At 71.2% G+C, this 23,377-nt stretch carries 20 protein-coding genes; 10 read left to right on the plus strand and 10 right to left on the minus strand.

Annotated elements, in window-relative coordinates; translation table 11 throughout:
* The first annotated feature begins 63 nt into the window (after positions 1 to 63).
* Together WMF12_RS06000 and WMF12_RS06005 are read left to right on the plus strand one after the other, a co-directional pair.
* A complete protein-coding gene (locus WMF12_RS06000) occupies positions 64 to 570 on the plus strand; it encodes a hypothetical protein (protein WP_437744664.1) in 507 nt (168 codons plus the stop codon).
* A 308-nt stretch (positions 571 to 878) separates the two neighbouring features.
* Positions 879 to 1,358: a DUF2383 domain-containing protein gene (locus tag WMF12_RS06005; RefSeq protein ID WP_012233797.1), complete on the plus strand. Its 480-nt coding sequence runs from the start codon at positions 879 to 881 to the stop codon at positions 1,356 to 1,358.
* A 67-nt stretch (positions 1,359 to 1,425) separates the two neighbouring features.
* Here the strand turns inward: WMF12_RS06005 and WMF12_RS06010 are convergent, their stop codons facing one another.
* From WMF12_RS06010 to WMF12_RS06030, 5 genes are all read right to left on the minus strand, one after another.
* Positions 1,426 to 2,592 (minus strand): acyl-CoA dehydrogenase, encoded by a 1,167-nt coding sequence (locus WMF12_RS06010; protein WP_437868397.1) that lies wholly within the window; start codon positions 2,590 to 2,592, stop codon positions 1,426 to 1,428.
* A 251-nt stretch (positions 2,593 to 2,843) separates the two neighbouring features.
* Positions 2,844 to 3,977 (minus strand): class I SAM-dependent methyltransferase, encoded by a 1,134-nt coding sequence (locus tag WMF12_RS06015; RefSeq protein WP_437868399.1) that lies wholly within the window; start codon positions 3,975 to 3,977, stop codon positions 2,844 to 2,846.
* A gap of 43 nt (positions 3,978 to 4,020) precedes the next feature.
* Entirely contained in the window at positions 4,021 to 4,221 is a 201-nt protein-coding gene (locus WMF12_RS06020) for a hypothetical protein (RefSeq protein ID WP_437868400.1), read from the minus strand.
* 27 nt (positions 4,222 to 4,248) lie between these two features.
* Positions 4,249 to 5,427, minus strand: a complete 1,179-nt coding sequence (locus tag WMF12_RS06025; RefSeq protein ID WP_437868401.1) for an iron-containing alcohol dehydrogenase — start codon at positions 5,425 to 5,427, stop codon at positions 4,249 to 4,251.
* A 1-nt stretch (position 5,428) separates the two neighbouring features.
* Positions 5,429 to 5,746, minus strand: coding sequence for a putative quinol monooxygenase (locus WMF12_RS06030; protein ID WP_437298262.1), 318 nt, complete (start codon positions 5,744 to 5,746; stop codon positions 5,429 to 5,431).
* A 292-nt stretch (positions 5,747 to 6,038) separates the two neighbouring features.
* Between WMF12_RS06030 and WMF12_RS06035 the strand changes: the two genes are divergently transcribed.
* From WMF12_RS06035 to WMF12_RS06050, 4 genes are all read left to right on the plus strand, one after another.
* Positions 6,039 to 7,223 carry a hypothetical protein gene (locus WMF12_RS06035; protein WP_437868403.1) on the plus strand — a complete coding sequence of 395 codons (1,185 nt, stop codon included), beginning with the start codon at positions 6,039 to 6,041 and terminating at the stop codon, positions 7,221 to 7,223.
* On the plus strand, positions 7,220 to 7,897 hold the full coding sequence (locus WMF12_RS06040; protein WP_437868404.1) for a hypothetical protein: 678 nt from the start codon (positions 7,220 to 7,222) through the stop codon (positions 7,895 to 7,897). Before WMF12_RS06035 ends, WMF12_RS06040 begins: the two co-directional genes overlap by 4 nt.
* A gap of 117 nt (positions 7,898 to 8,014) precedes the next feature.
* Positions 8,015 to 9,970, plus strand: coding sequence for an ATP-binding protein (locus tag WMF12_RS06045; protein WP_437868406.1), 1,956 nt, complete (start codon positions 8,015 to 8,017; stop codon positions 9,968 to 9,970).
* Between the two features lie 229 nt (positions 9,971 to 10,199).
* Positions 10,200 to 10,580, plus strand: coding sequence for a response regulator (locus tag WMF12_RS06050; protein WP_437298266.1), 381 nt, complete (start codon positions 10,200 to 10,202; stop codon positions 10,578 to 10,580).
* A 77-nt stretch (positions 10,581 to 10,657) separates the two neighbouring features.
* Here the strand turns inward: WMF12_RS06050 and WMF12_RS06055 are convergent, their stop codons facing one another.
* From WMF12_RS06055 to WMF12_RS06065, 3 genes are all read right to left on the minus strand, one after another.
* Positions 10,658 to 12,331, minus strand: coding sequence for a glycerol-3-phosphate dehydrogenase/oxidase (locus tag WMF12_RS06055; RefSeq protein ID WP_437868409.1), 1,674 nt, complete (start codon positions 12,329 to 12,331; stop codon positions 10,658 to 10,660).
* Positions 12,332 to 12,427: 96 nt separating this feature from the next.
* Positions 12,428 to 14,470 carry an ABC transporter ATP-binding protein gene (locus WMF12_RS06060; RefSeq protein ID WP_437868411.1) on the minus strand — a complete coding sequence of 681 codons (2,043 nt, stop codon included), beginning with the start codon at positions 14,468 to 14,470 and terminating at the stop codon, positions 12,428 to 12,430.
* Between the two features lie 258 nt (positions 14,471 to 14,728).
* Positions 14,729 to 15,343 (minus strand): NAD(P)H-dependent oxidoreductase, encoded by a 615-nt coding sequence (locus WMF12_RS06065; RefSeq protein WP_437868415.1) that lies wholly within the window; start codon positions 15,341 to 15,343, stop codon positions 14,729 to 14,731.
* 191 nt (positions 15,344 to 15,534) lie between these two features.
* Here WMF12_RS06065 and WMF12_RS06070 point away from each other — a divergent pair, with 191 nt between their 5' ends.
* From WMF12_RS06070 to WMF12_RS06085, 4 genes are all read left to right on the plus strand, one after another.
* Positions 15,535 to 16,038: a response regulator gene (locus WMF12_RS06070; protein ID WP_437868416.1), complete on the plus strand. Its 504-nt coding sequence runs from the start codon at positions 15,535 to 15,537 to the stop codon at positions 16,036 to 16,038.
* Positions 16,039 to 16,217: 179 nt separating this feature from the next.
* The gene (locus WMF12_RS06075; RefSeq protein WP_437868420.1) at positions 16,218 to 17,804 is read left to right on the plus strand and encodes an alkaline phosphatase D family protein; all 1,587 of its coding nucleotides are present in this window, start codon (positions 16,218 to 16,220) and stop codon (positions 17,802 to 17,804) included.
* 375 nt (positions 17,805 to 18,179) lie between these two features.
* The gene (locus tag WMF12_RS06080) at positions 18,180 to 18,497 is read left to right on the plus strand and encodes a multicopper oxidase domain-containing protein (RefSeq protein WP_437873834.1); all 318 of its coding nucleotides are present in this window, start codon (positions 18,180 to 18,182) and stop codon (positions 18,495 to 18,497) included.
* 267 nt (positions 18,498 to 18,764) lie between these two features.
* A complete protein-coding gene (locus WMF12_RS06085) occupies positions 18,765 to 19,904 on the plus strand; it encodes a hypothetical protein (RefSeq protein WP_437868423.1) in 1,140 nt (379 codons plus the stop codon).
* Between the two features lie 127 nt (positions 19,905 to 20,031).
* On the opposite strand, the gene WMF12_RS06090 is transcribed toward WMF12_RS06085, so the two are convergent.
* Positions 20,032 to 20,517: a hypothetical protein gene (locus tag WMF12_RS06090; protein WP_437868424.1), complete on the minus strand. Its 486-nt coding sequence runs from the start codon at positions 20,515 to 20,517 to the stop codon at positions 20,032 to 20,034.
* Between the two features lies 1 nt (position 20,518).
* Entirely contained in the window at positions 20,519 to 22,033 is a 1,515-nt protein-coding gene (locus tag WMF12_RS06095) for a hypothetical protein (RefSeq protein ID WP_437868425.1), read from the minus strand.
* Positions 22,034 to 23,377 lie beyond the last annotated feature (1,344 nt).

The following is a 23,377-nucleotide window of genomic DNA, read 5'->3' on the forward strand; positions in this document are numbered from 1 at the left end:
TGTTGTGCGTAGCTCCTTGGAAACCAGCGCGCGCGGCGCGAACCCTCAGCCAAGGAGGTCTGCATGGCGAGCCAGAGGTTGATCACCGGGATGGTGCGAGCACGTGGGGAGGCCGAAGACGTCGTCCGGCGCATCCTGGACAGCGGGCACACGCGACGGGACGTCTGCGCCATCGTGAGCGAAGCGACGCGCCGCCAGCACATCTTGCGCTCGCGCGCATACGGCGCGGCCTCGCACGGGAGCGCGCTGACCTCCGTCCTCGCCGCGGCGAGCGCGGGGCTCGTGGTCCCGGGGCTGCGGCTCGCGGTGGCCGGCCCCATCGCGGTGAGGCTCGCGGACGCGAGCTCGGCGAGCGAGACGGCCAGCCTGAGCAGCGTGCTCGTCGACGCCGGGATCCCCGAGCAGAGCGCGCCGGAGATCGAGAGGCGCCTCAAGGAAGGCGCGATGCTCCTCGGCGCCCTCGCGCGCGACGAGAAGGACGCCGCGGCGCTGCGCGCGATCCTGCGAGACGCAGGCAACGGCGATTTCTGCGGCACGGGCAAGGGAGCCCGCGTGTTCGCCGCGCTGTGAGCTCGGCGGCGCTCACCGCTCCGCGTCGCCGCTGGAGGGCGCCGCCGCCGGATCGATGAGCTCGCTTCATGACCGCGAAGTCCCGGACGTTGGAACGGGACTTGAAGAGAATGAAAGGGTTCAGCCGAGACTGATTCGGTACAAGGCGAACATGTACCCCTGAGGCAACAGGGGGCGCGCGCCTTCCCGCAGCGGCGACGATCCCTGGCGATCGCGGCTCCTGCGTGGACGTATGGCGTGGTGGCCCACCTTGGGAGGTAAGGAGGAGAGGAATCGGGCGTTCACCAGACATCTCAGGAGAGTACCCCATGGAACCGGTCGCATTCGCAGACGAGAGCGTGGGCCTGGACGGACTCATCGACGATGACTCGATCGAGCAGCTCAAATCGTTCTGCCGTGGCGAGATGTCCGCGGTCGAGACCTACCGTCAGGCCATCGCCGCGGCACGCCAGGGCTGGGTTGCTCACCACCTCCGGCTGAACCTCGCGTCGCACGAGGCGCGGGTGAAGGTGCTGCGCCGGCGGATCGAGGAGCTCGGAGGCGACCCCCCGGCGAGCTCCGGGCCATGGGGCGCGTTCGCCAAGGCCGTCGAGGGGACCGCGCTGGCGCTTGGCCACAAGACGGCGCTCTCGGCGCTGGCCGAGGGGGAGGAGCACGGCCTGAAGGACTACCGGAACGACATCGAGGAGCTCGACACCGAGTCGCACGCCCTGGTGCGGGACGTGATCTTGCCGCAGCAGGTGTCGACGCGCCGCTCGCTCGCGGATCTCAAGCGGCAGCTGCCGTGACGCGGGAGCCCGCCCAGGCGCGACGCTGAGGGCAACTCCGTAGTGGGATGGGGGCGAACTCCCCCGCTCAGCCCTTCGCGTCGTATCCCGCCTGGAGCAGCTTCGCGATCGTGGAGAGCTGCATGTTCGACGTCCCCTCGTAGATCTTCCCGATCTTCGCGTCGCGGTAGAGCTTCTCGACAGGGTAGTCCCTGGTGAAGCCGACGCCGCCCATGAACTCGATGCAGAGCGACGCCGTCCGCTCGGCCACCTCGGACGCGAACAGCTTGGCCATCGCCGCCTCCTTCACGAACGGCTGACCCGCGTCCTTGAGCCGCGCGGCGTTGTAGACGAGGAGGCGCGCGGCCTCGATCTCCATGGCGACGCGCGCATACTGGAACTGCACGCCCTGGAAGCTCGCGATCGACTGCCCGAACTGCTTCCGCTCGCCCATGTAGCGCATCGCGTGGTCGAACGCCCCCGCGGCCAGGCCGAGCATCTGCGCGCCGATGCCGATACGGCCCTCGTTCAGCGTCTCGATGGCGATCTTGTAGCCCTTGCCGACCTCGCCGATCACGTTGCCCTCCGGCACCTCGCAGTCCTCGAGGACGAGCTCACACGTGCTGGAGGCGCGGATCCCGAGCTTGTTCTCCTTCTTGCCCACCGAGAAGCCGGGGAAGGAACGCTCGACCACGAAGGCCGTGATTCCCTTGTAGCCCTTCGTCGGATCGACGTTGGCGAACACCAGGAACACCGAGCTCTCGTTCGCGTTCGTGATCCAGAGCTTGCGGCCGTTCAGGATCCAGCGGTCGCCCCGGCGCTCGGCGCGGGCCGCGAGCGCGAACGCGTCCGAGCCGGAGCCCGCCTCGCTCAGCGCATACGAGCCGATCCAGTCGCGGGAGAGCCGCGGGAGGTACCTCTCCTTCTGCGCCTCGGTGCCCCAGCGGAGGAACGCATTGGCCACCAGGGTGTTCTGCACGTCGACGAGCACGCTCACGCTCGGGTCGACCACGGCGAGCGCCTCGATCGCGAGGATCGCGCTGAAGAAGCCCGCTCCAGAGCCCCCGTACGCCTCCGGGATCTCGATCCCCATGAGGCCGAGCTCGAACAGCGGAGGGAGCAGATCGTGGTCGAGCGCGCCCTCTTCGTCCATCGCCGCCGCGCGCGGCGCGACGCGCTTCCGGGCGAAATCAAGCACCGAGTCGCGGAAGAGGCGCTCCTCGTCGGAGAGCTGGGTGAGCGGGGGGTGGGACACGACGGTTTCTCCTTGTGGGCCCATGGCGCAGCGCGGCGCCGTGGCGGCGTCGCCCCACTATGCTACGCGAGGGCCACGAGCGAAAGCCGTTCGAGCGCGCCCCGCCCGGTCATCGCCGCGGCGCAACGCAGGCCACGCCGCGTCGGCGGCGGACGGGGCGCGCCGCCCCGAGCCGCCTCATCCGTGGTGTCGCCGCTCGCTCCGGGGCCGGGATCGTCCAGGCTGCCACGCGCGTTGCTTCACCTGGACGCTCACGCGCGCTTGCCCGCGGGCGCGTCGCGCCGGCGGCACCGGAGCAGCGTGTGGGCGAGGCCGAGGTGGTCGATCTCCGCCTCGACGACGAGGCCCGCCTCGTCGACGCAACGCCGGATATCGGCGGCGCTGTACATGCGGCTGTTCCCGTTCGCGAGGCACGTGAAATACAGGGAAGAGCCGTGAAGACAGTGGACCGCCACCTCGTTCGTCTGCCGATCCCAGAACGTGTCGAGGATCCAGAGCACCGTCTCGTCCCCCATGGCCGACGCGGCCCGCCGGAGGATCTGGAGGATGTCCGCCTCGGAGAAGCACACGAGGAACTGGCTCATCCAGATGGCGTCGAAGCCCGTCGGGAACGCCTGGCCGTGATCCAGGAAGTCGATGGGGGTGCCCACGATCCGGCCGAGCAAGCCGTGCCGCTCGACGTTGACGCGCGCGTCCTCCAGCTGGCCTGGCAGGTCGAGCAGCGTGACGCGCACGTCGGGGTCGTGCGTGCAGCACTGGATCGCCCACCGCCCCGTGTTGCCGCCGATGTCGAGGAGCGCCCTCGGCCTCCGCTCGAACACGACGGGCAGCGCCTCGGGGAACGCGGAGTCGGAGTAGAGGTGATCGAACGCAAACCAGCTCTCCCTCACCTTCGGCGGGAGCGCCGGGAGCGCCTCATAGACCGTCGGCCACTCGCCAAAGACCTTCAGGCCAGCCGGCTTGCCGCCCTCGATGGCCTCGTCGAGAAAGCGCATGCCCTCGTAACAGACGTCATGGATGAAATCCATGTTGATGCGGGTCATCCTGTCATTCTCGACGATGAGCCCAACCCGCGTGATCGTGTAGCGCTCGCCACGCTCTCGCGGCTCTGCGTGGGCGTTTGCGCCGCCTGCGCCGCCTGTGCGCTCCACCAGGCCGAAGCTCAGGCTCGCCTCCAGCAAGGTCTTGGCGGCATAGGCGGAGAGGCCGGTGTCCTGGGCCACCTCCGCCGGTGTCCTGCCGCCCTTGCCAGCGCGCTGGAGCGCTTTGAGGACGCCGCGGTTTCGCATCACCCGCGCCACCTGGAACATGACGGGCGCAAACGCGATGCGCTGGGCGGCGAGCATGGCGTCGAGGGTGGGATTCGGGGCGGGATCGTTCTTCATCGAGCTCCGGTCGTCGGGGGTGGGGTCAAGGCTAGCGTGCACCCTAGCGCTGGAGGAGCAAGACGAAGCCGCAGACGCCCGTGAACAGCAGCGTGCACTCTGCCCGACCCTCGTCGGCGAGCGAGATCCCCGTCACGCCGCAGAGCATGCCGAACACGAGGCTCGCCACGCTGATCCGCCGCCGCTGGTCGATCGACCGGACACGCGGCGGAGTGGGCGGTCTCGTGCGGTACGGGCTTGCCACCCCGTGATGATACCACCAGCGCCGCGATCACAAGGACGCCGCCGCGATGTCGAACAGCTCCTCGTCGGTGAGCGGCAGCGGGTTCGCCTTCATGCTGCTCGCCGCCCTGGCCTTCGCGACCAGCGCCGGGAGGTCCGCCTCATCCATGCCGTAGCGCCGGAGCCCCGGGATCGCGAGGTCACGGCAGAGCTCGCGGACCCAGGCGATCCCTTCCTCGGCGCTGGCTCCGGCGCGCCCCGTGACGAGCGCGGCCAGCTCGTCGAAGCGCGGCAGCGCGCGGTGAGCCGGGTCGCGCGCGCGCAGCGCCCGCAGGTTGACCTCCAGGACGGCGGGTAAGAGCGCCGCGCACACCGCGCCGTGCGGCGCGTCGAACATGCCCCCCGCGGGCCCCGCGAAGCCGTGGACCGCCCCGAGGCCGGCGTTCGCGAGGCAGAGGCCGCCGAGCAGGCTGGCGATCGCGAGGTCGTCCCGGGCCGGCGCGTCGGCGCCCTCCAGGACCGCGCGGCGCAGCGAGCGCACCGAGCGGCGGATGCCCTCGCGCGCGAGGCCGTCCGTGAGCGGGTTGCTGCGGCTCGACAGGAACGGCTCGATGAGCTGCGAGAGCGCGTCGAGCCCGCTCGACGCGAGCACCCCGGGCGGGGCGCCCGCGAGCAGGTCGGGGTCGACCACCGCGAGGCGCGGCAGCATGTGCGGGCTGCGCAGGCTTGCCTTCACGCCGGCTTCCCGCGACGCGAGCACCGCGTTGCGCGTCACCTCCGCGCCGGTGCCCGCGGTCGTGGGGATCGCCACGAACGGCACGGACGGCCTGGAGAGCGCTCCCCCCTTGCCGATGACCTCCAGGTAATCGAGCGGGTCGCCGCCGTTCGCGACGAGCGCGGCGATCGCCTTGCCGGCGTCGATCGCGCTGCCGCCGCCGAGCGCCACCACGACGTCGCACCGCTCGGCCGCGGCCCGCGACGTCCCCTCGCGGGCGATGTCCACCGTGGGCTCGCCCGCGACGGCGAAGCGCACCGCGGCGACGCCCGCGGCCGCGAGCGCGGCGAGGAGCGGCGCGGCGCGGCCGGGATCCTGCCCGGTGACGACGAGCGCCCGCGTCCCGCCGAGGCCCCGCACGGCCGCGGGCACCTCGGCGACCTTGCCTGCGCCGAAGGCGATGCGCGTCGCGGTGGCGAACTCGAAGGCGGGTTCATGGATGGGAGGCGCCATGTCAATACCCCGCGTCGTCAGGGAAGACATTGACGTATTTCCGGCTGGTCCGCGGCTCGGCCATCATCTCCGCGACGGTGTCCCGCCACCGCTGGTAATGCGCCGTTTCCTTGTGTGCGGCCGGCGCTTCCTTGGTCCTGTAGACCTCGACGAGCACGAACCGCGCGGGATCCTCGGTGTCCTGGACGACGTCGAACCGGGCGATCCCCGGCTCCTTGACGCTCTCGCGTGCGTTCTCGATCGTCGCGCTCCGGAAGGCGTCGACGAGCTCGGGTCTGACACGTACATGCACATGCACGACGAACAGGCTGTTGGACATGCGCGCAATCTAGCTCGGGCGCGCTGCCGCAGGAACCCGGCTCGCGCCGCGGCCGGCCTTCCGGGAGAGCGCGCGGGCCGCGCCGGCTCGGCCGAGCGCGCTGCCTCCGGGCGGGGCGCGGCGGCGGGTGGCAGGGCGGGCGCGCGGGTGGCGGCGCGTCCGGCAGAGCGCCGTCGCCCCCTGCGTGGACTCCCGACTTGGCCCGGCCGGCTCGCGCACTACGATCGTCGTGACCCGGCGTGCGGCTCGGCAAGCGTCGAGTGCATGAGCGCCGCGAGCGAGGAAGGTCGATATGGCGGATCCGACCATGGAGAGCCCGGAGCCCGATGCGGCGCGGTCCATCGCGCTGCATTCCATCGAGTTCAGGTCCGATCACGGTCTCCTGAAGGACTGCAAGGAGGAGAGCGGCTGGAGGAACGAAGGGGCCCTGTGCCCACGGCCGGAGTGGACGCGGGGGGGCGCCGTTCCCCTCTCGATCTCGATGGGCCGGCACATCGTCGTCCGGCTCGAGCTCTCGCAGCGCGACGCCTACAGCGCGGCGGCGGCCGAGATCCGCGCCGTGGGGCCGGGGGGCATCGTCCTCGAGAGCCGCGGTAGCGGGGCCGTCGGCGCGCCGCTCGATCTCTTCTCCTCGCGGCAGCTCGGGAGGAAGATCCAGAAGTTCAACCTCGCCCTGAGCTGGTCTGCAGGCGCGGGAGCTGCGGTGTCTCCCGCCCGGACCTCGAACGTCGTCTATGTCACGATGGGCAGGCCCCAGACCGACAGACAGGATGTCTGGCAGGAAGATGGGGTGACCTTGAAGCGGATGGACAGGGCGGTTTCCTGGATCGCGCCGATGGATACCCTCGATCCCCACGAGATCGTGGAGGGGGTCATGGCCAGGTTCCCGACGTACACGCTCCTGCCGAGCCCCAGGGTGCCCCGGCGGTACCATCACCCGACATACATGAACGGCGAGGGCGGCGCCTGGCCGATGACCGATCACGTGGAGGAGAGCGGGGAGTGCCAGGCGATCGTCCGCCTCCTCCGCGGCATGCTGCGCCAGCTCGGGATCCCGGGGCGGACGCGCATGATCGTGGTCTGGGGCGACCCCAACGTGGGCGGCGGGCGCAAGACGCTGTCGGCCGATGTCGAGCAGAATCCGTGGGCGGGGCTCGACGTCACGAAGGTCGAGGGCGGCCGCGTGTGGCGCGCCGCGCTCGTCGACGGGCCGGTGGAGGTGGGGAGGACCTATCCGGCGTCCCATACGCGCCTCCCCGACGGGACGGTCAGCCCGGGGCTCAACCGGTACGAGGCGTGCCTCGAGTTCTCCCACGGCGGCGTGACCAGGTATTACGCGGGCGGCGCCGGCGTGTTCGATTCCGTGGAGCCGATCCTGGGCGTCTTCTGGGGGCTCATCTGGTTCAGCTCGGCGCCGGACGAAGGGTTCCGCGTCGAGCAGATCGTGGCGACCTACAGAAACGGAGGCTGGGGATGAGCGCGCACGCATTTCAGAAGCAGGACGTCGACACGAAGATCGCGGGGTGGCTCGCGGCCGTGGCGCGCGTCTCGCCGGAGGGCTTCACGCCCGTCGAGCGGTTCGACGACGTGCCGGCCCAGGCGCGCGCGGAGTCGTTCTACTGGTGCGACTCCATCTTCCGGGACGAGCTCAACCCGCACGGCGAGGCCGTGAACGCGCGCCACGCGTTCCATGCCGCCACGGACGATACGCCCGACCTGCTCCGCCACGAGTACGCCGCGGGCGGGCTCGGGCTCACCGTCATCGAGGGGCGCAACTTCATTCTCGTCCAGGTCGATCGCGCGAGCCTCGATATCCTCTCTCTCTGCGGTCCAGACCGCGCAGCCGCCGTGCGCCGGGTGGCCGAGGCGCTCTTCAACACGGGCGTGGAATCGAGCGCGGTGGGCCTTCCGGTGACCCCCGGCCCGGCGGCCTGCCTGGACGCCGCCGGGACACAGGAGCTCGACGAAGGGACGGTGTTTTCGAGCAATCCGGCCGTGGACCCGGATCTCCTCACCTGCTGGAAAGACCGCACGGAGTGCGGTGTTCAGGGCGGAAGGCTCTACTTCCTCTGCTACAAGAAATCATCCCAGCGCGTGGGGTTCGCGAACGCGTGGCAATGGTTCGACGACCGGAGGGCCGGGGTCGGGTGAGGCGGGGGTAGGCGCGGAGCGCGCGGGAAAGCGCGGGAACGCGCGGGAACGTGCGAGAACGTGGATGACCGCTGCGCCGGTATTGCGTCTGCGCGCCGCGCGCGGGATGTTGCGCGCGTGGCGGGACCACAGGCACCCAGGATCCTGATCTTCCCAGGCGGCCCCTCGGGCGCTGCGCAGGCGCTCGCCGCGGCGCGCGGCTATGTCGCGGTCCCGGCGCGGGACGTCGAGGCCGGGCTGGATCTCCTGGCGACTCAGCCGTTCGACGTGGCCGTGCTGGCGGACGAGGGGCCGCTCGAGGACACGCTCGCGCTCTGCCGGCGGCTGCGCGCGGCGCCCGGGGGCGATCGCGTGGCCGTGGTCGCCGTCACCGGGAGCGCGGGCGCGACCGCGGCGCTGCTCGAGGCGGGCGCGACGGTCGTGGCGGCGGCGCTCGAGCCGTCGATCGCCATCCAGCTCGACGCGGCGGTGTGGTGGGTGCGGCGGCCGTCCGCGCACGTGGCCGACCGGGCGCCCGCGGAGCGCGCGCTGCTCGAGCGCGCTGCGCGCTCCTTCCGCGACGCGTCCGCGGAGGTGATGGGCCTCCTCGTCTGGGACGCGGCGGGGGGCGTGCTCGACGCGAACGACGCGTTCCTCGGCATGGTGGGCTACACGCGCGAGGACGTCGAGGCGGGGCGCCTCAACTGGATGGCGATCACGCCGCCCGAGCACCGCGCCGCGGACCAGCGCGCCCTCTCGGAGGTCCTGAAGAACGGCGTCTGTCCGCCGTTCGAGAAGGAGTTCCTGGCCCGCGACGGGCGGCGCGTGCCCGTCCTCATCGCGCCTGCCCTGGTCGAGGGGGCGCGCGATCGCGGCGTCTGCTTCGCCTTCGACATGAAGGCGCGCAAGGCCGCAGAGGACGCGCTCCGGACGAGCGAGGAGCGCATGCGGCTCGTCGTGCGCGCCACGAGCGACGCCTTCTGGGACTGGGATCTCTCGTCCGGGCGCGTCACCGGCAGCGAGCGCATGCGGAGCTTCTATGGCACGGGCGGCGCCGACATCGAGGAGGACGCGGTGTGGTGGTTCGAGCGGGTCCACCCCGAGGATCGCGATCGCGTGATGAACGGGCTGCGGCGCGCGATGGAGGGGGATGGGGGGACGTTCGAGCTCTGGTACCGGTGCCTGCTCGCGGACGGCAGCTACGCCGACGTCCACGATCGGGGCATCGTGCTGCGCGACGCGACCGGCAGGGCGTACCGGATGCTCGGGGCCGTGTCCGACGTCACGGAGCGCCGGCAGATGGAGACGCGGCTCCAGCTCGCCGATCGCATGGCCTCGCTCGGCACGCTCGCGGCCGGGGTGGCCCACGAGATCAACAACCCCCTCGCGTACATGGTCGCGAACGTCGATTTCGCGCGCAAGGAGCTCCGCGCGAAGGGGGTCGGCGCGCGCCTCGACGCGCTCCTCTCGGCGCTCGACGAGGCCGCGGAGGGCGGCTCGCGGGTACGGCACATCGTGGGCGGCCTGAAGACGTTCTCGCGGGCCGACGACGGCGAGCTCGGCCCGGTCGACGTCGACCCGGTGATCCAGCTGGTCCTGCGGATGGCGCAGCAGCAGATACGGAGCAAGGCGCGGCTCGTCCTGGAGCTCCGCCCGGTGCCGGCCGTCCACGCGAACGAGGCGCAGCTCGGCCAGGTGCTCCTGAACCTGCTCGTGAACGCCGCCCAGGCGCTGCCGGAGGGGAAGGTGTCGGAGAACGAGATCCGGATCTCCACCGCCCCCGCGCCGCCCGGCCGCGTGTGCATCGAGGTGTGCGACACCGGGCCAGGGATCGCGCCGGAGCTGCGGAGCCGCATCTTCGACCCGTTCTTCACGACGAAGCCCATCGGGGAAGGGACGGGGCTCGGGCTCGCGATCTGCCACGGCATCGTGACGAGCTTCCGGGGCGAGATCGACGTGGAGAGCGAGGTCGGCAAGGGCGCGTGTTTCCGCGTGCTCTTGCCTGTCCATGACCATCGCGCGGGGGCAGGAGAGGAGCGCAACGCCGCCTCGGGCGGGGCCTCCGATGAGCTTCCCGAGGAGGCCGCTCAGTAGGCGCTCCGCCGTCCTTGGCGGACGGGCTCCGACAGTCGGCGCGCCGTCCGTGCTCCGGCGCGCCACGGGGCCGCTCCGCGGGACCGACCGCTTGCCAGGGCCGCGGCGTTCGCTCAAGTTGCGTCACCGGCCCCATGAACACTCGATCGGTCAGGGCCGCAGCTGGGCTGCTCGGCGGGGCGGCAGAGGAAGCGCGCCGCGCGGCGCAGTCCGGTCGTGAGGTTCGGTCATGATCGAGAAAACTGGCCGCATCCTGGTCGTCGAGGACGATCTGGATATCAGGAGCATTCTGACGCAGCTCCTCGTGTTCGAGGGGTACGACGTCGAGGAGGCTGCGGACGGCGCCGAGGCGCTCGCGCTGCTGCGGCGGGACGCGCCGCCCGCGCTGATCCTGCTCGATCTGATGATGCCGGTCATGGATGGGTGGCAGCTCCGCGCCGAGCTCCAGCGCGACCCGGCGCTGGCGTCGATCCCGGTGGTGATCGTGTCCGCCGACGTGCGGGTCGAGCAGGAGGCGTCGCGGCTGCGCGTCGCGGGCCTGCTGAAGAAGCCGCTCCAGATCGAGCCGCTGCTCGAGCTCGTCCACCGCATCTGCGGCGCGCCGGCGTGATGAGCCGGGCGGGGCGCGCGCGCCCGCCCATCGAGATCGCGCGCCAGGGCGGCGCTGGGGCGGCTCGGGGGCCCTGATCAGGCTCCGGGGCGCGGCGCTACCTGACCGGCAGCGCCCGCGGCGGGCGCCTTCCCCTCCGCGAGGCGGCCGGCGCCGTGCTCGTGGAAGTACTCCTCCAGCCGCCTGTCGGCCTCGTCCCCGAAGAGGAGCTTGCACGCCTCGCGGAGGCCGGGCGACCTCGCGAGCGCCTCGCGGCGGAGCAAGAGCGAGATCTTCGTGCGCCGCCGCAGGAAATCATCGAGCTTCGCGATCATCTCGTGCTTCGCGGCGTGGGCGATCTCGCAGCGCAGGTCGTCCGCCCCTTCGAACAGCGGATCGGCCATCCGCGGATCGCGCTGGATGTCCTCGAGCAGCCCGAGCGCCTGCGCGCCATAGCGGCGCCATAGCCGCGTGCTGAGCGTCTCCGAGGCGCGCGGCGGCGTCAGCGCGTCGAGATCGAGGGCGCGCGCCTTGTGAAAGAACTCTTTACGAAGCGCCTCGCCCGGCTCGCCATACCAGCGCTGCGCAGGGCGGGGCAGCGCGACGCCGAGCCCCTGCACGGCCGCGCAGACCTCGTCGCCCACGTTGATGCAATCGGTGAGCTTGCCGCCGAAGATGCTCACGTGGGCCTGCGCCCCGTCCACCTCGAGGGCGTGCTTGCGCGAGAGCTGCAGCCAGTCCTCGCCCTCCCCGCCGCCCTCGACGGCCAGGGGGCGCACCCCGCAGCGCTCCGCGATGACGTCGGCCTCGGTCAGCGGGCGGGGCAGGTTGAGGCGCTTGTTGATGTTGGAGAGCACGAAGCGCCGATCTTCGGGCGTCACCGCCGCGCGCGGGCCCTCGACGCGGGTGTCGGTCGTGCCGATGCACGTCCTCGATCCCATCGGGATCACGAAGAACAGCCGGCCGTCGTCCGCGAAGAACGTGAGCACCCGCCGGCTCGAGGTGAGCCGATCCACGATGAGGTGGATGCCCTTCGAGAAGATGTGGCGGTGCCTCGTCCGCTGGCCCGTCAGCTCGTTGTGCGCGTCCACGAACGGCCCGCAGGCGTTGACGAGCACGCGCGACCGGACGGCGAGCTCCCTGCCCGACAGGACGTCGCGGGCGCGCGTGACCCACGCGCCCCCCTCGCGCCGCGCGCCGAGCGACTCGACGTAGTTGGCCGCCCGCGCGCCGTGATCGAGCGCCGCGCGCACGAAGCCCCAGACGAACCGCGCGTCGTTGTCGACCAGGTACGCGTCGGAGTACTCGAATCCTCCGTCGCAGCCGTCCAGGTTGACGATCGGCTCCTCCCGCGCGATCGCCCGGCGGGAGAGCAGGCGGGGGATGCGCGTGAAGAAGCTGCCGATGATCCAGTAGAGCCAGGTGCCGAGGAAGAGCTTGAAGAGCCCGTGGCGGAAGCCCCGCTCGTGCGCGGCGTAGAACCGGATCTCCTGCACCGACGACGGGTAGCTCCTGAGGAGGAGGTTCCTCGACGTGCAGAGCTTCCGCACGAGCGGAAACTCGAAGCTCTCCATGTACTTGATGCCGCCCCAGGCGAGGTTCGACGACTCCTGGCTGGTGAATCCGGCGAAGTCGCCCCGATCGATCAGCGCGACCTTCGCCCCCCGCGCGGCGAGGGCCGCGGCCGCGACGGCGCCGTTGATCCCGGCGCCGAGGACGAGGACGTCGAACGTGTCGCGGCTCAAGCTGTCGATGTTCGTGGCCCGCAGCATCGATGGCGATCCGGCGAAGGCGCGGCCGGCGCGCGCCCCATCTGCTCTATCACGTCCTCGCCGCCTCGGGGCGGCGGACGGCGCCCGACGTCTCGCTCAGCCCATCAGCCCATCGGCCCAGCTGCCGTCCTCGCCGCGGTACGCTTCGGACGATGGCGCCGGCTGGACGCGGCGCGGGCTGCTCTTCGCCGCGGCGGCGTGGCCGGTGTGGAGGTGCTGCCAGCGCGCCATCTTGGTGTAGACGCCGCCCCGCCGCAGGAGCTCTCCGTGCCCGCCGTTCTCGACGATGCGGCCGCGCTCCATCACGAAGATCTGGTCGCAGTCGACGACCGTGCTCAGGCGGTGGCTCATCAGGACGATCGTCCGCTTTCCCTTCAGGGCCCGCAGCGCCTCGGCGATGGTCCGCTCGTGCTCGGCGTCGAGCCCGTCGGTCGGCTCGTCGATCACCAGGATGGGCGCGTCCGTCAGCAGCGCACGCGCGATCGCGATGCGCTGCCGCTGGCCGGTCGACAGGTTGAGCCCGCCGTCGGCGATCGCCGTCCGGTAGCCGTCCGGCAGCGCCTCGATGAAGCCGGCCGCCCCCGCCATCTCGGCCGCCCTCCGGATCTCCGGGTCGGTCGCGGAGGGGCGGCCGTAGGCGATGTTCTCCGCGATCGTCGCCGGCAGGAGGATGCTGTCCTGGAGGACGAGCGCGATGTGCCGGCGCAGGTCCGCCACGCGGACCGCGCGCGTGTCGATGCCGTCGAGCCGCAGCGCGCCGCAGGTCGGGTTGTGGAAGCGCGGCAGCAGGCCGAGCAGCGTCGTCTTGCCGGCGCCGACCGAGCCCACGAACGCGACCATCTCGCCCGGCCGGATCGTCGCGTCGAGCCCGCGCAGCACCGGGTGGCCCGGGCGGTACTCGAACCCGACGCCATCGAGCGAGAGCGCGCGCGGCTGGGGCGGGAGGGTGGCCGCGTCGTGCCTGTCGACGACCGCCTGGTCGCGGTCCAGCACCTCGAAGACGCGCTGCGCGCCCGCGACGCCGCCCTGCACCGCGGCGCCGGCGCCGGTCAGCTTGCAGAGCGGGTCGTAGAGCATGCCCAGGTACCCGAGGAACGCCGTCAGCGCGCCGAGCGTCATGCCGGCCTCGCCCCCGCCCGCCCGGGCCTGGACGATGAGGTAGCCGCCGTAGCCGAGCACCAGCGCGCCGCCGAGCCCGAGGATCGAGCCCATGGCGAGCGTGTGGCGGAGCTCGTCGTGGTGGAGCCGGAGCCACGCCTTCACGCTGTTGCGCAGCGTCGTGTGGAAGCGCGCCTCCTCGTCCGCCTCGCGGCCGAACGCCTGGACGAGGCCGATCGACGCCATCGAGCGCTGGACGGACGTCGCGAACTCGCTCTCGACCTCCTTCGCCTCGGTGCACTTCTTGTGCAGCACGCGCCCGAACTTGGCGTTCGTGAGGAGGAGCGGCGGGACGACCGCGAGCGCGAGCAGCGTGAGCTCCAGGCTGCGCGAGGCCATGATGCAGATCATCACGGCGAGCGTCAGCGCGCTCCCCATCACCGCGACCGCCACGTTGAGGATGCCGTGGAACCCGGAGGCGTCCTGGTTGAGCCGGTAGAGGGCGTCCCCCTGCGGCTGCGCCCGGTGATAGCCCATATGGAGCGCCTGGAGCTTCCGGTACACGTCGCGCCGCACGCGCGTGAGCCCGCCATAGCCGATGCGGAACGTGAGCAAGGCGCGGCCCATGCCCACGAACTCCTGCGCCACGCGGAGGACGAGCGTGAACGCCGCGAGCCCGAGGACGCGGCCGAGCAGGCTGTCCGGGAGCGGCGCGAGCAGGAGGCGATGGACGAAGTCCCCCGCGCGCGGGCCGGTCGAGATGAGATCCACGATCACGGCGACGGGCCACACCTGGAGCAGGCTGATCGCGATCGAGACGCAGACCAGCACGGCGAGCGCCCCGAGGCGCGCCCACTCGCCCTTGAAATAGGCGCCCACCCGGACGAAGAAGCGGACCCGCTCCGCGCCGGCCGGCTGGCTGGGCGCGGCGCGCGCGGCCGTCAGCTGCGCGGTCGTCCGCGGAGAATGCCTCGAAAACCTGACCCTGCCTTCGCGCCGAGGCGAAGGATGATAGTGCTTGCGGTGAGCCGGTGCGCTCATGGTTCGCTGAGCTCTCTCCTGTCTACGGCTGAGGTGGTCGTCGGCGGCCCATCTCGGGCCCGGCCTGACGATCCATCGGTTACGACCGGTAGCGAGGTATCGCCGCTGGTGTAACAGCCCGACGCGGACGCGCTCTACGTGAGTGCCGGAGAAGAGGTCGGCGCTTGCTGATTTGCTGCGCGGTTGTCCGGGACTCCAGGGCCAGCGACGCCGGCGCGGCCAACGGCACAGGCCGACGGCGCGGCCGGCTCTCCGCGCCTACCCGCGAGTCCGGCTCTCGAGCAGCGCGAGCCTCTGGCCGAGGGCGCGCGCCGGCGCGAGGTCGAGCTCCGCCGGCGCGTGATCCGCGCTCGCCTGAGGCGGGCCGTCGCGCTGCGCGGTCCTGCTCGTCGGATCCATCTCCGCGCGGGCGGGGGCCTGGAGCAGGACTCCATGGCCGGCGAGGGAGGCGAGCGTCGCCTGGAGCGTCGCGCGCTGCGCTCCCTCGACCGCGGACGGCGAGCAGAACACCGAGGCTACCTTGCCGGCGAGATCTCCCGAGGGCTGCCTCGATCCGTCGAGGAAGCGCCGGATCTCCGCGCACATCGCGCCATAGCGCGCAGGCGAGCCGATGGCGATGCCGTCTGCCCAGAAGAGGTCGTCTTGCCGCGCCAGCGGGACGGAGGCGAGGTGTTCCCGCGCGGCACGGATCCGCTCATTCGCCGTGCTCCACCGGTCCTCGATCGCCGTCAGATCGGCGACGCGCCGGATCCGCACGGTCGCTCCGGCCTGCCTGGCGCCCTGCGCGACGGCGGCCGCGAGCGCGGCCGTGCCGCCATAGCGGGAATAGAAGATCACGGCCACGTTCATGCCGAGCGCGCATGCAGCCCTCATACCGCCGTGCTCACATGGCCGGAGCGCTCCACGCCGTGTCCGATGAGCTCGCCGCGCGCCCCGTCATGGCATCGTCGAGAACGGCATGAGCGGCCCGCTGGCAGGCCCTGCAGCCGTGGATGACGCATGGCGCAGGGCGCGCGGCGCGATTCAAATTGCGCGTCGCGGCTCCACGCCTTATGGGTCCCTTGATGGTCCGGAGCGGAATGCGCAGGGGCGGCGGCGTCGATGTCCCGTGCGCCCCCGGAAGGGGGTGCGGCGCGGAGCGGGGCGATCCGCCGGCCGCGCCGCCGTGCCCTCCGGGCGCGATGGGGCGGAGGCTCGCCGAGCAGGGCCCCTCTCGACGGAAGACGATCTTCATCATCGAGGACGACCCAGGCGTCTGCGATGCGCTCGTGACCGTCCTGTGCGATGAGGGATACGATGTGATGACGGCCGGGGACGGCGCGGATGCGCTGGCCAGGCTCCGCGAGGGGCCGACGCCGGCGCTCATCGTGCTCGATCTGATGATGCCGGGGATGGACGGATACGCGTTCCGCGCAGAGCAGCTGCGCACGCCCGCGATCTCCGACGTCCCCGTGGTCGTGCTGACGGCGGGGGCGGCGCCGCGGGCCACGGAGCTCGGATCGGTCGACATCCTGAAGAAGCCTGTCGATCTCGTCGCGTTGCTCGACGTGGTCGGTCGCAACACCTGAGTCGGCGCCGGGACGCCCGAAACAAACATCGCTGAGAGCGCGGCGCGACGGGCGCGTTACAGCGCTCGTTTCCGCTTGCCGGGGCGGCGGTGCGTGCGTCATACGCAGCTCACCGCACGCGGTCGACAAGGGGAGAGATCATGTCGATGGCCCGGCGAAGCATCCTTTGCAGCGTATCCATGTTCAGCCTCGCTGCGCTCCCCGGATTGTCGGGCGGCAGGGGCGCCGCGCCGGACGGCGACGCGCCTTTGCCGGCGTCGGGGGACGCTCCGTCGCCGGCCAGCGAGCTGTCGAAGACGGTATTCCAGCACGGCGTGGCGAGCGGCGATCCGCTGCCCGATGCCGTCATCCTCTGGACGCGCGTGACGCCGGGGAAGGCGGGCGCGGTGGCGGTGACATGGCAGATCGCGCTCGACGCTGGCTTCACGCGGATCGTGGGCTCGGGGGCGCTCCTGACGGACGAGGAGCGCGATCACACGGTCAAGGTCGACGCCGGCGGGCTCGACCCAGGGAAGACCTATTATTACCGGTTCATCGCCCTCGGCGGATCGTCGCCCGTCGGGCGCACGAGGACGGCGCCGTGCGGCCGCGCCGGGCGGCTGCGCTTCGCCGTCGCGTCGTGCTCGAGCTATGCGCACGGGCTGTTCCACGGGTACCGGCACATCGCCGCGCGCCTCGACCTCGACGCGGTGATCCACCTCGGCGATTACATCTACGAATTCGGCGCCGGCCAGTACGGGAGCGCGCGGCATTACGAGCCCGCGCACGAGATCGTGACGCTCGCCGACTACCGCGCGCGTTATGCCCAGTACCGGCGCGACAGGGACCTCCAGGCGGCGCACCAGCAGCACCCGTTCATCACGGTCTGGGACGACCATGAGCTGGCGAACAACACCTGGAAGGGCGGCGCGGGGAACCACGCGTGGCCTGCCGAGGGCTCGTGGGGGGAGCGCAGGGCGGTCGCGCAGCGCGTCTACGCGGAGTGGATGCCGATCCGCGAGCGCGGCGAGGAGCGGCGCGGCGCCGGCCGGATCTGGCGCGCGCTGCGCTACGGCGATCTCGTCGACCTCTTCCTGCTCGACACGCGCTCCTGGGGGCGCGACCGGCAGGGCGACCCGGGCGACCGCGGGGCGATCGAGGCGCCGGCGCGGACGATCCTCGGGCGCGATCAGGAGGCGTGGCTGCGCGCGGAGCTCGCGGGCTCGACGGCGGCGTGGAAGGTCATCGGCCAACAGGTGCTGATGGGCCAGATCCCGCAGGACCTGAACACGGACGCGTGGGACGGGTATCCGGCGGCGCGCCAGCGCTTCTTCGAGCTCCTCGACGAGGAGCGCGTGCGCGACGTCGTCGTGCTCAGCGGCGACACCCACGCGTCGTGGGCGATCGATCTCGCGCCGGCGCCGCTCGATCCGGCGCGCTACGACGCCGCGACGGGCCGGGGCGCGCTGGCGGTCGAGATCGCGGTGCCGGGGATCACCTCCCCGTGGCTCACCGAGGAGCAGGCCCGGGCGGCCGAGCCGCTGGTCCTCGCGAACCCGCACGTCAAGTACGCCGACCTGTGGCGCCGCGGGTACGCGATCCTCGACGTGACGCCGGAGCGCGTGCAGGGCGCGTGGTTCCTGTACGATGCGCCCGAGCGCCCGGAGGTCGACGAGGTGTTCGCCGCGGCGTTCGCCGCGCGCCGCGGCGAGAGCCACCTGCGCCGCGAAGAGGCGCCGGCGCCCGCCATCGACGACCCGCCCGAGGCCGCGCCTCGGGTGAGCTGACCTGGAGCTGACGTGCGGCGGGCCCGCGAAGCCCGCGAAACCACGCGGATTCTCCGCCGGTTGATGGTACGATCCGTCCCCGCGATATGCTGTGCGGGCGTTCTGCTGGTCCTTTCGCGAGCCTCTGGCTCGTCGTCGCCGCGATCGGGTGTTCGGGCGAGCGTCCGTCGCAGCCCGAGGGGTGGGACAGCGCGGTGGCGCTGCGACCGGCGCGCGATCTCGACGCGAGCCCGGGGGTGCTCGAGGTCGATCTGACGGCGCGCGTCGAGGACGTGGAGATCGTGGCCGGCAAGAGGACGCCGACGTGGACCTACAACGGCGGGCTCCCCGGCCCGCTGCTGCGCGCCCGGGTGGGAAGGCCCGGGCGACCTCGTGATGGGCATCAACGGCGTGCCCTCCTGGGAGGCGGAGCCGCTCGTGGCGGCGGTGGGCGAGACCGCGGTGTGGACCATCGAGAACACGATGGAGTTCGATCACCCGTTCCACCTGCACGGCTTCTTCTTCCAGGTGCTCGGCGCCGATGGCCAGCCGGTGAGGCCGCTCGCGTGGAAGGACACGGTGAACGTGCCTGTGGACGGCGCGGCGCGCTTCGCGGTGCGTTACGACAACCGGCCTGGCATGTGGATGTTCCACTGCCACATCCTCGATCACGCCGACGCGGGCATGATGGGGATGCTGCAAGTCGTGCGGTGAGCGCGGTGAGCGCGGTGAGCGCGGTGAGCGCGGTGAGCGCGGTGAGCGCGGTGAGAGGCGGCGGCGGGGGAAGGCGGCGAAGCGCGCGGAGCGGGACGCGGGGGGCGAGCGGTGCACGGGCTGGGTTGATAACAGCGCTGTAGAAAAACAGGGGCTCTGTCGGTATCTCGCACAACACATCACCTCCGCCGCGGCGGGAGGGGGCTGCGAGGCGCGGAAAGGCATGATCTCGAGACGGGGACGCCCTGGATCGGGTAGGATGGGAGCGTGGTGGATCTCGATGTGATCTCGGACCGAACCTACGTGGCTGCGGGGGCGGACTTCGCGTTCGTGATCACCCGGCGGGGGCGGGTCATCACCAAACGCGTGCCGCGCGACATGCCCAGGGAGGGCCGCAGCCAGATCGTCGACGCGGCGCTGAGCCTCGGGGAGCGAGGGCGGCTCGGGTGCGTCGAGCTGCGGCGCGAGGATCTGGTGCCGTACGGGGGCGCGGCGCCCGTCGACGTGTACTTCGGTGTGGCCGCCGAGGCGATCCTCTGCGTGGTGATGCCCACGTGGGCGGACCGGCGGGACGTGGTGCCCGCGATCGAGCGCGGCCTGCGTGCCATCGACGAGGGGACCCTGGCGGCGCCGCAGCCGATCCGGAGCGCGCCGCGGCGCACCCGGTCGCGGCCGCGGGGGGAGGCGGTGCCTGCCTCAACGCGCCGGCCGGTCGCCGAGGTGCGCGAGGTGCCGCCGGCCATCTGCGGGGCCGCGGTCGTGTGCGAGGCGCCGGCCCCGGCCTCGAGGCGCCCGCCGCCGCCGCCGCCGCCGGCCCGCAAGCGGAGCGCGGTCGCGGGGCTGGCCCTCCTCGCCAACGGGGGGCCGCCGCGGTCGCTGGCGCGCCCGGTGGCGCTGCGCGAGGCGCCGGCGTCGCCCGGGGCGCCGGCGCGCCCGGCCGGGTCGCTGCCGGACATCCGCATCGGCGAGGCGACGCTCGGGCGCGAGAGCCTCGACGCCATCGGGCGAGAGCTCGGCGGGGCGTGGCCGTCGGCGCCCGAGATCCGGGTCGGCGCGGCGTCGGCGGGGGAGGGGGCCGCGGCGGCGATCGGGGTGGAGATGCCGGAGCCGGCGCGGGCTGGATCGATGCCGGAGGCGGTGCGCCTCGAGCTGGTGAGCATCAGCCGCGACAGCCTGATGGAGATCGCGGCCGAGGAGGGGCGCATGGCGGCGGCGGGGCCGAGGCCGTGGGTGCCGCTGGTGCGGCCAGCGCAGGTCACGCGGCCGTGGGAAGAGCCGCCCGAGGAGGCGGGGCGCATGGGCGAGGCCGGCGAGGCGGCGGCCGCGGAGCTGGGCGGCGACGCGGAGGAGCCCGAGAGCCAGATTGTCGAGGTCGGGCTTCCGGGGCGGGGCGCTCGCGCGGGCTGACGCGGGAGGCGGGTTCAGGCCCAGCCGTTGGCCGGCCTGGCGCTCGCATGGGCGTGGCTGGACGAGCCGAGCACGCCGCGCTTGCTCGTTGGCGGCTTCATCGCGCTGGATCGATGAAATCGATGAACTAGAGACGATACCCCGGATCGCGGGGCAGCTTGCCGTCGACGCGAAGCACCTTGACGTCATTCCCCGCTGCAGATGCGCGAACGAACCCGATGGCTCCGTCCACCCTGCCCACGATCCAGACGACCGTAGCCGCGTTCGACACGCCTTTCGGCGGACCGGGTTGGCCACGAATCTTGCGATCGATCCAGTAGAGACCAACCTCCTCGGGTGACATGCCGAGGACCGCCTGGTCGAAAGCGATGCGCTCTGGAGCGACCCTGGGATAGGTGACGGGCACCAGCAGCTTCCCGTTCACCATGACCTGGCTGCCCATGTACGCGCGCTTCAGATCTCCAAACGAGATCCCTTCCGCGGGGAAGCTCTTCGAAACGACGATCGCCAGAGGTCCCACGTCTCCCGCGCCGTACGTCTCCTCCGGCGCTGCCGTGACCACCGCCGCGAACACCCATGCGCACGATGTCAAGAGGGTTCTTCGAGCGATCATGCTAGAAACTCCACGCGGCCTGCGTGACGAACTGATCAAAGTCGAAGCTCTTCTCTTTCAGGTAGGGCATCCATACATGCACACCGACGAGCTTCAGCACGACATTCTCGGTGGGGCGTATGTTCAAGCCGCCGACGATATCGCACGCCTCGTACACGAAGCTGGATTTGCCCAGGCGGTCGTATTCGAAGCCGAACCAGGGCATGATGCCGTACCAGGGCAATCGATAACCGGTTTGAAAGTAAACGCCCCAGGCACGGTTGTCAGGGGTCCATGTCCCTGGGGCAAAGCCAGCAGGCCGGTGGTCGTCGTCGTAGCGTACATCATGCATGATGTACTCGGTCTGGAACAAGAATCCGCCCCAGGTGTACTTGAGATCTGCGGCCAGGCCGAGCTCGTCGTAGCTCGAGGTGATCGGGAAGCTGGTAGCGGGCGTGCCGTTCTCCAGCGTCGTGACCTGCTCGGCGTCGGTGTAGCGGCCCTTGTAGCCCGATGTGCCGACGGCGAAGTTGCCGAACGGAGTGTCTTGCCGTAGCCAGAGACGCCAGCCAACTGCCTTGTTCTTGTCCAGATCCATGTAGCTATCGACCGGGCCGCGGCCATTCGACAACGTAAGGTGGTACCCTGCCTGCGTGTCATTGATGCCATGACTTCCATACGCTTCGATGCCGGTTTGTCGCTGGGGCAGCCACTCGGAGCCAACGACATAGGGTCGCGTGACGCTCAGGATGACAGGTGTCCCGTGGTCCACGTTCCAGATCCCATACGGGGTAAGCCACTGTCCGAGCCGGACGTTGAAGAGAGGATGGGCAGCGTATTCAAGCCATGCGCGCTCGATGATCACCCCTCCCACCTTCTTCGCCCGAGAGAAGTCGGTGTAGTCTGGGAAGGCAGCGCTGATACGGGTGCTCTGGAACGTCGCCGGGTCGGTCACGATTGCCCCGTCGGGCAGGTAAGTGAATCGGAGCTCGATCAAGGAGCGGAACTTCTTGCCCAGGTTCGAGTCGAGGTAGACGTTGAGATTGCCGATGTAGAACGTCGGGTTCGGGCCCACTCCGCTCGAGGCCCCGGATGTCTTCTCGTCGCTGAGCAGCGTGGCGAAGGTGAAATCAGCGAAGCCGTAGACGCTGATCTTGGTCTCTTCGGAGGTGAGCTCCTCCGCGACTACCTCGCCGGCCAACGCTTGAGCGACCGATTCTCCGCCGGCTCCCAGCGCGGCGCCCGCGTCGACCGGGCCGGTAGCCCCTGCCTCTGGTCGAGGCGCCGCGGCGCTCGAAGCCGGGCTGGCCGCCGGCGAAGGTGTGTTTGCCGCGCCCGGCTGCGCGCTCGCGGCAGGTTGCGCCGGAGACGCTGGCTCCGGAGATCCAACGGCGCCCGAGGCGTCCGGTGACGGCGCTGGTCCGGAGGGGGCCGCTGGCCCCGTGGCCTCCGCAGGCGCCGGAGCTGCTTGTGCCGCCGCGAACGACGACCCGAGCAACAGCGCGGAGGATACGGCGAAGGCAAGGTGAATGGGCACGCCGCGGAGTGCAACGGATCGCGTTCTCAATTGGCGCAGCTCCCTTCCGCGACGCACTGATATTGCTCGACTCCGTAGGCGGTCAAGTCGCAGCACACGGTGCCGGTGAAGCAATTGTTCGGCGAGAGCGTGCAGCCTTGGACCTGACACTTTTGCGTCAGATGGATATTGCAGTACGTGGCCTCGGTTCCTGCGCAATCCGCGTCGCTGGTGCAGGGCTTCCCCGCGCCGATCGGCGGTCGGCGACAGTAGGATGGGGTGACCGTGAGGTCGCACATGTATCCATCCGCGCAGTCGGCAGAGCCCTCGCATCCCTGGCTGGTGCAGTAGCCGCTGGTCCCCGAGACGGCGTGACAGGTGTTGTACGTGGCTTCGGGGCAAGGCATCGTCGCGGTGTCGCATGCCGCAGCCAGGCCGGCCGGGGTCGCGGTGCATGGCGCCTCGGCGGACGCCCTGCTGAACCCGGCGGCGCATTCGCACGCCCCTGTCGCTCCGGTCACCTCATTCTCGCCACATGCCGTGCAGGACGCCGTGGCGTCGGCGCGGCCGTATCCGGCTTCGCAGACACAGCCGCTTGGCCCGACCTCTTCGTTCTCGCCACAGCGCACGCAGCCCGCCGTCGTTGCAGCATGACCCTCGGCGCAGACGCAGACCTCCAAGTACTCCGACTCGGCCCTGATGGTCTGGCCAGGTCCACAGGGCTGTTCGCTGTCGTAGACGCAACCAAGGAACGAAAAAGCAACGGTATTGGCCATCAGAAGGACTCGACCCCATCGGCGTGACGCCGAGGGGGGAGGTCCATGCAGCAGTCTCGCAGACATCACGCTCATTCCTTGTTGTTGGGTTCGTTACACAACCTTCGAACGCAGAGTTTGCAAGAGGAGTGAACCTCTCTGTTGTCGAGCCGACCGAAGGGTAGCCCGGCTACTGCCGTCGTAGCTGGTCTGCCCAGATCCCAGCGTGCCCGTCGACTGCGGCCATGCCCCCGAACTGCCCGCACATGGATAATTCTACAGGGATCTGCGGCCGGTGGAAGACGCAATCTGCGCACCTGGGAGGGCGGCTCAGCGCAGGGCGACCCGAGTTCGCGCTGCGCTCCACGGATCTGCGTGGCCTCTTACAGGCGTCAAGCGGGACAACCTGGGCGCCGGCATGAGCTGTTGTGCTACACGTAAAGTCGTGGTGCGCCCGGCACCCGACGATGCTCCTTGTCGCGCTCGACAGCGCCCGGCTGTTCGCCGAGCCCCAGGAGGCGATCCGCCGGCTTCGCCCCATTTTCACCGTCCGGACACCCGGGAGCCGCCGCGCTCGCCCGAGCGGCGACGGGCCGGCCAGCGTGACGTC

This window comes from Sorangium sp. So ce363 (assembly GCF_051520435.1).
Taxonomy (GTDB): Bacteria; Myxococcota_A; Polyangia; order Polyangiales; family Polyangiaceae; genus Sorangium; species Sorangium cellulosum_B.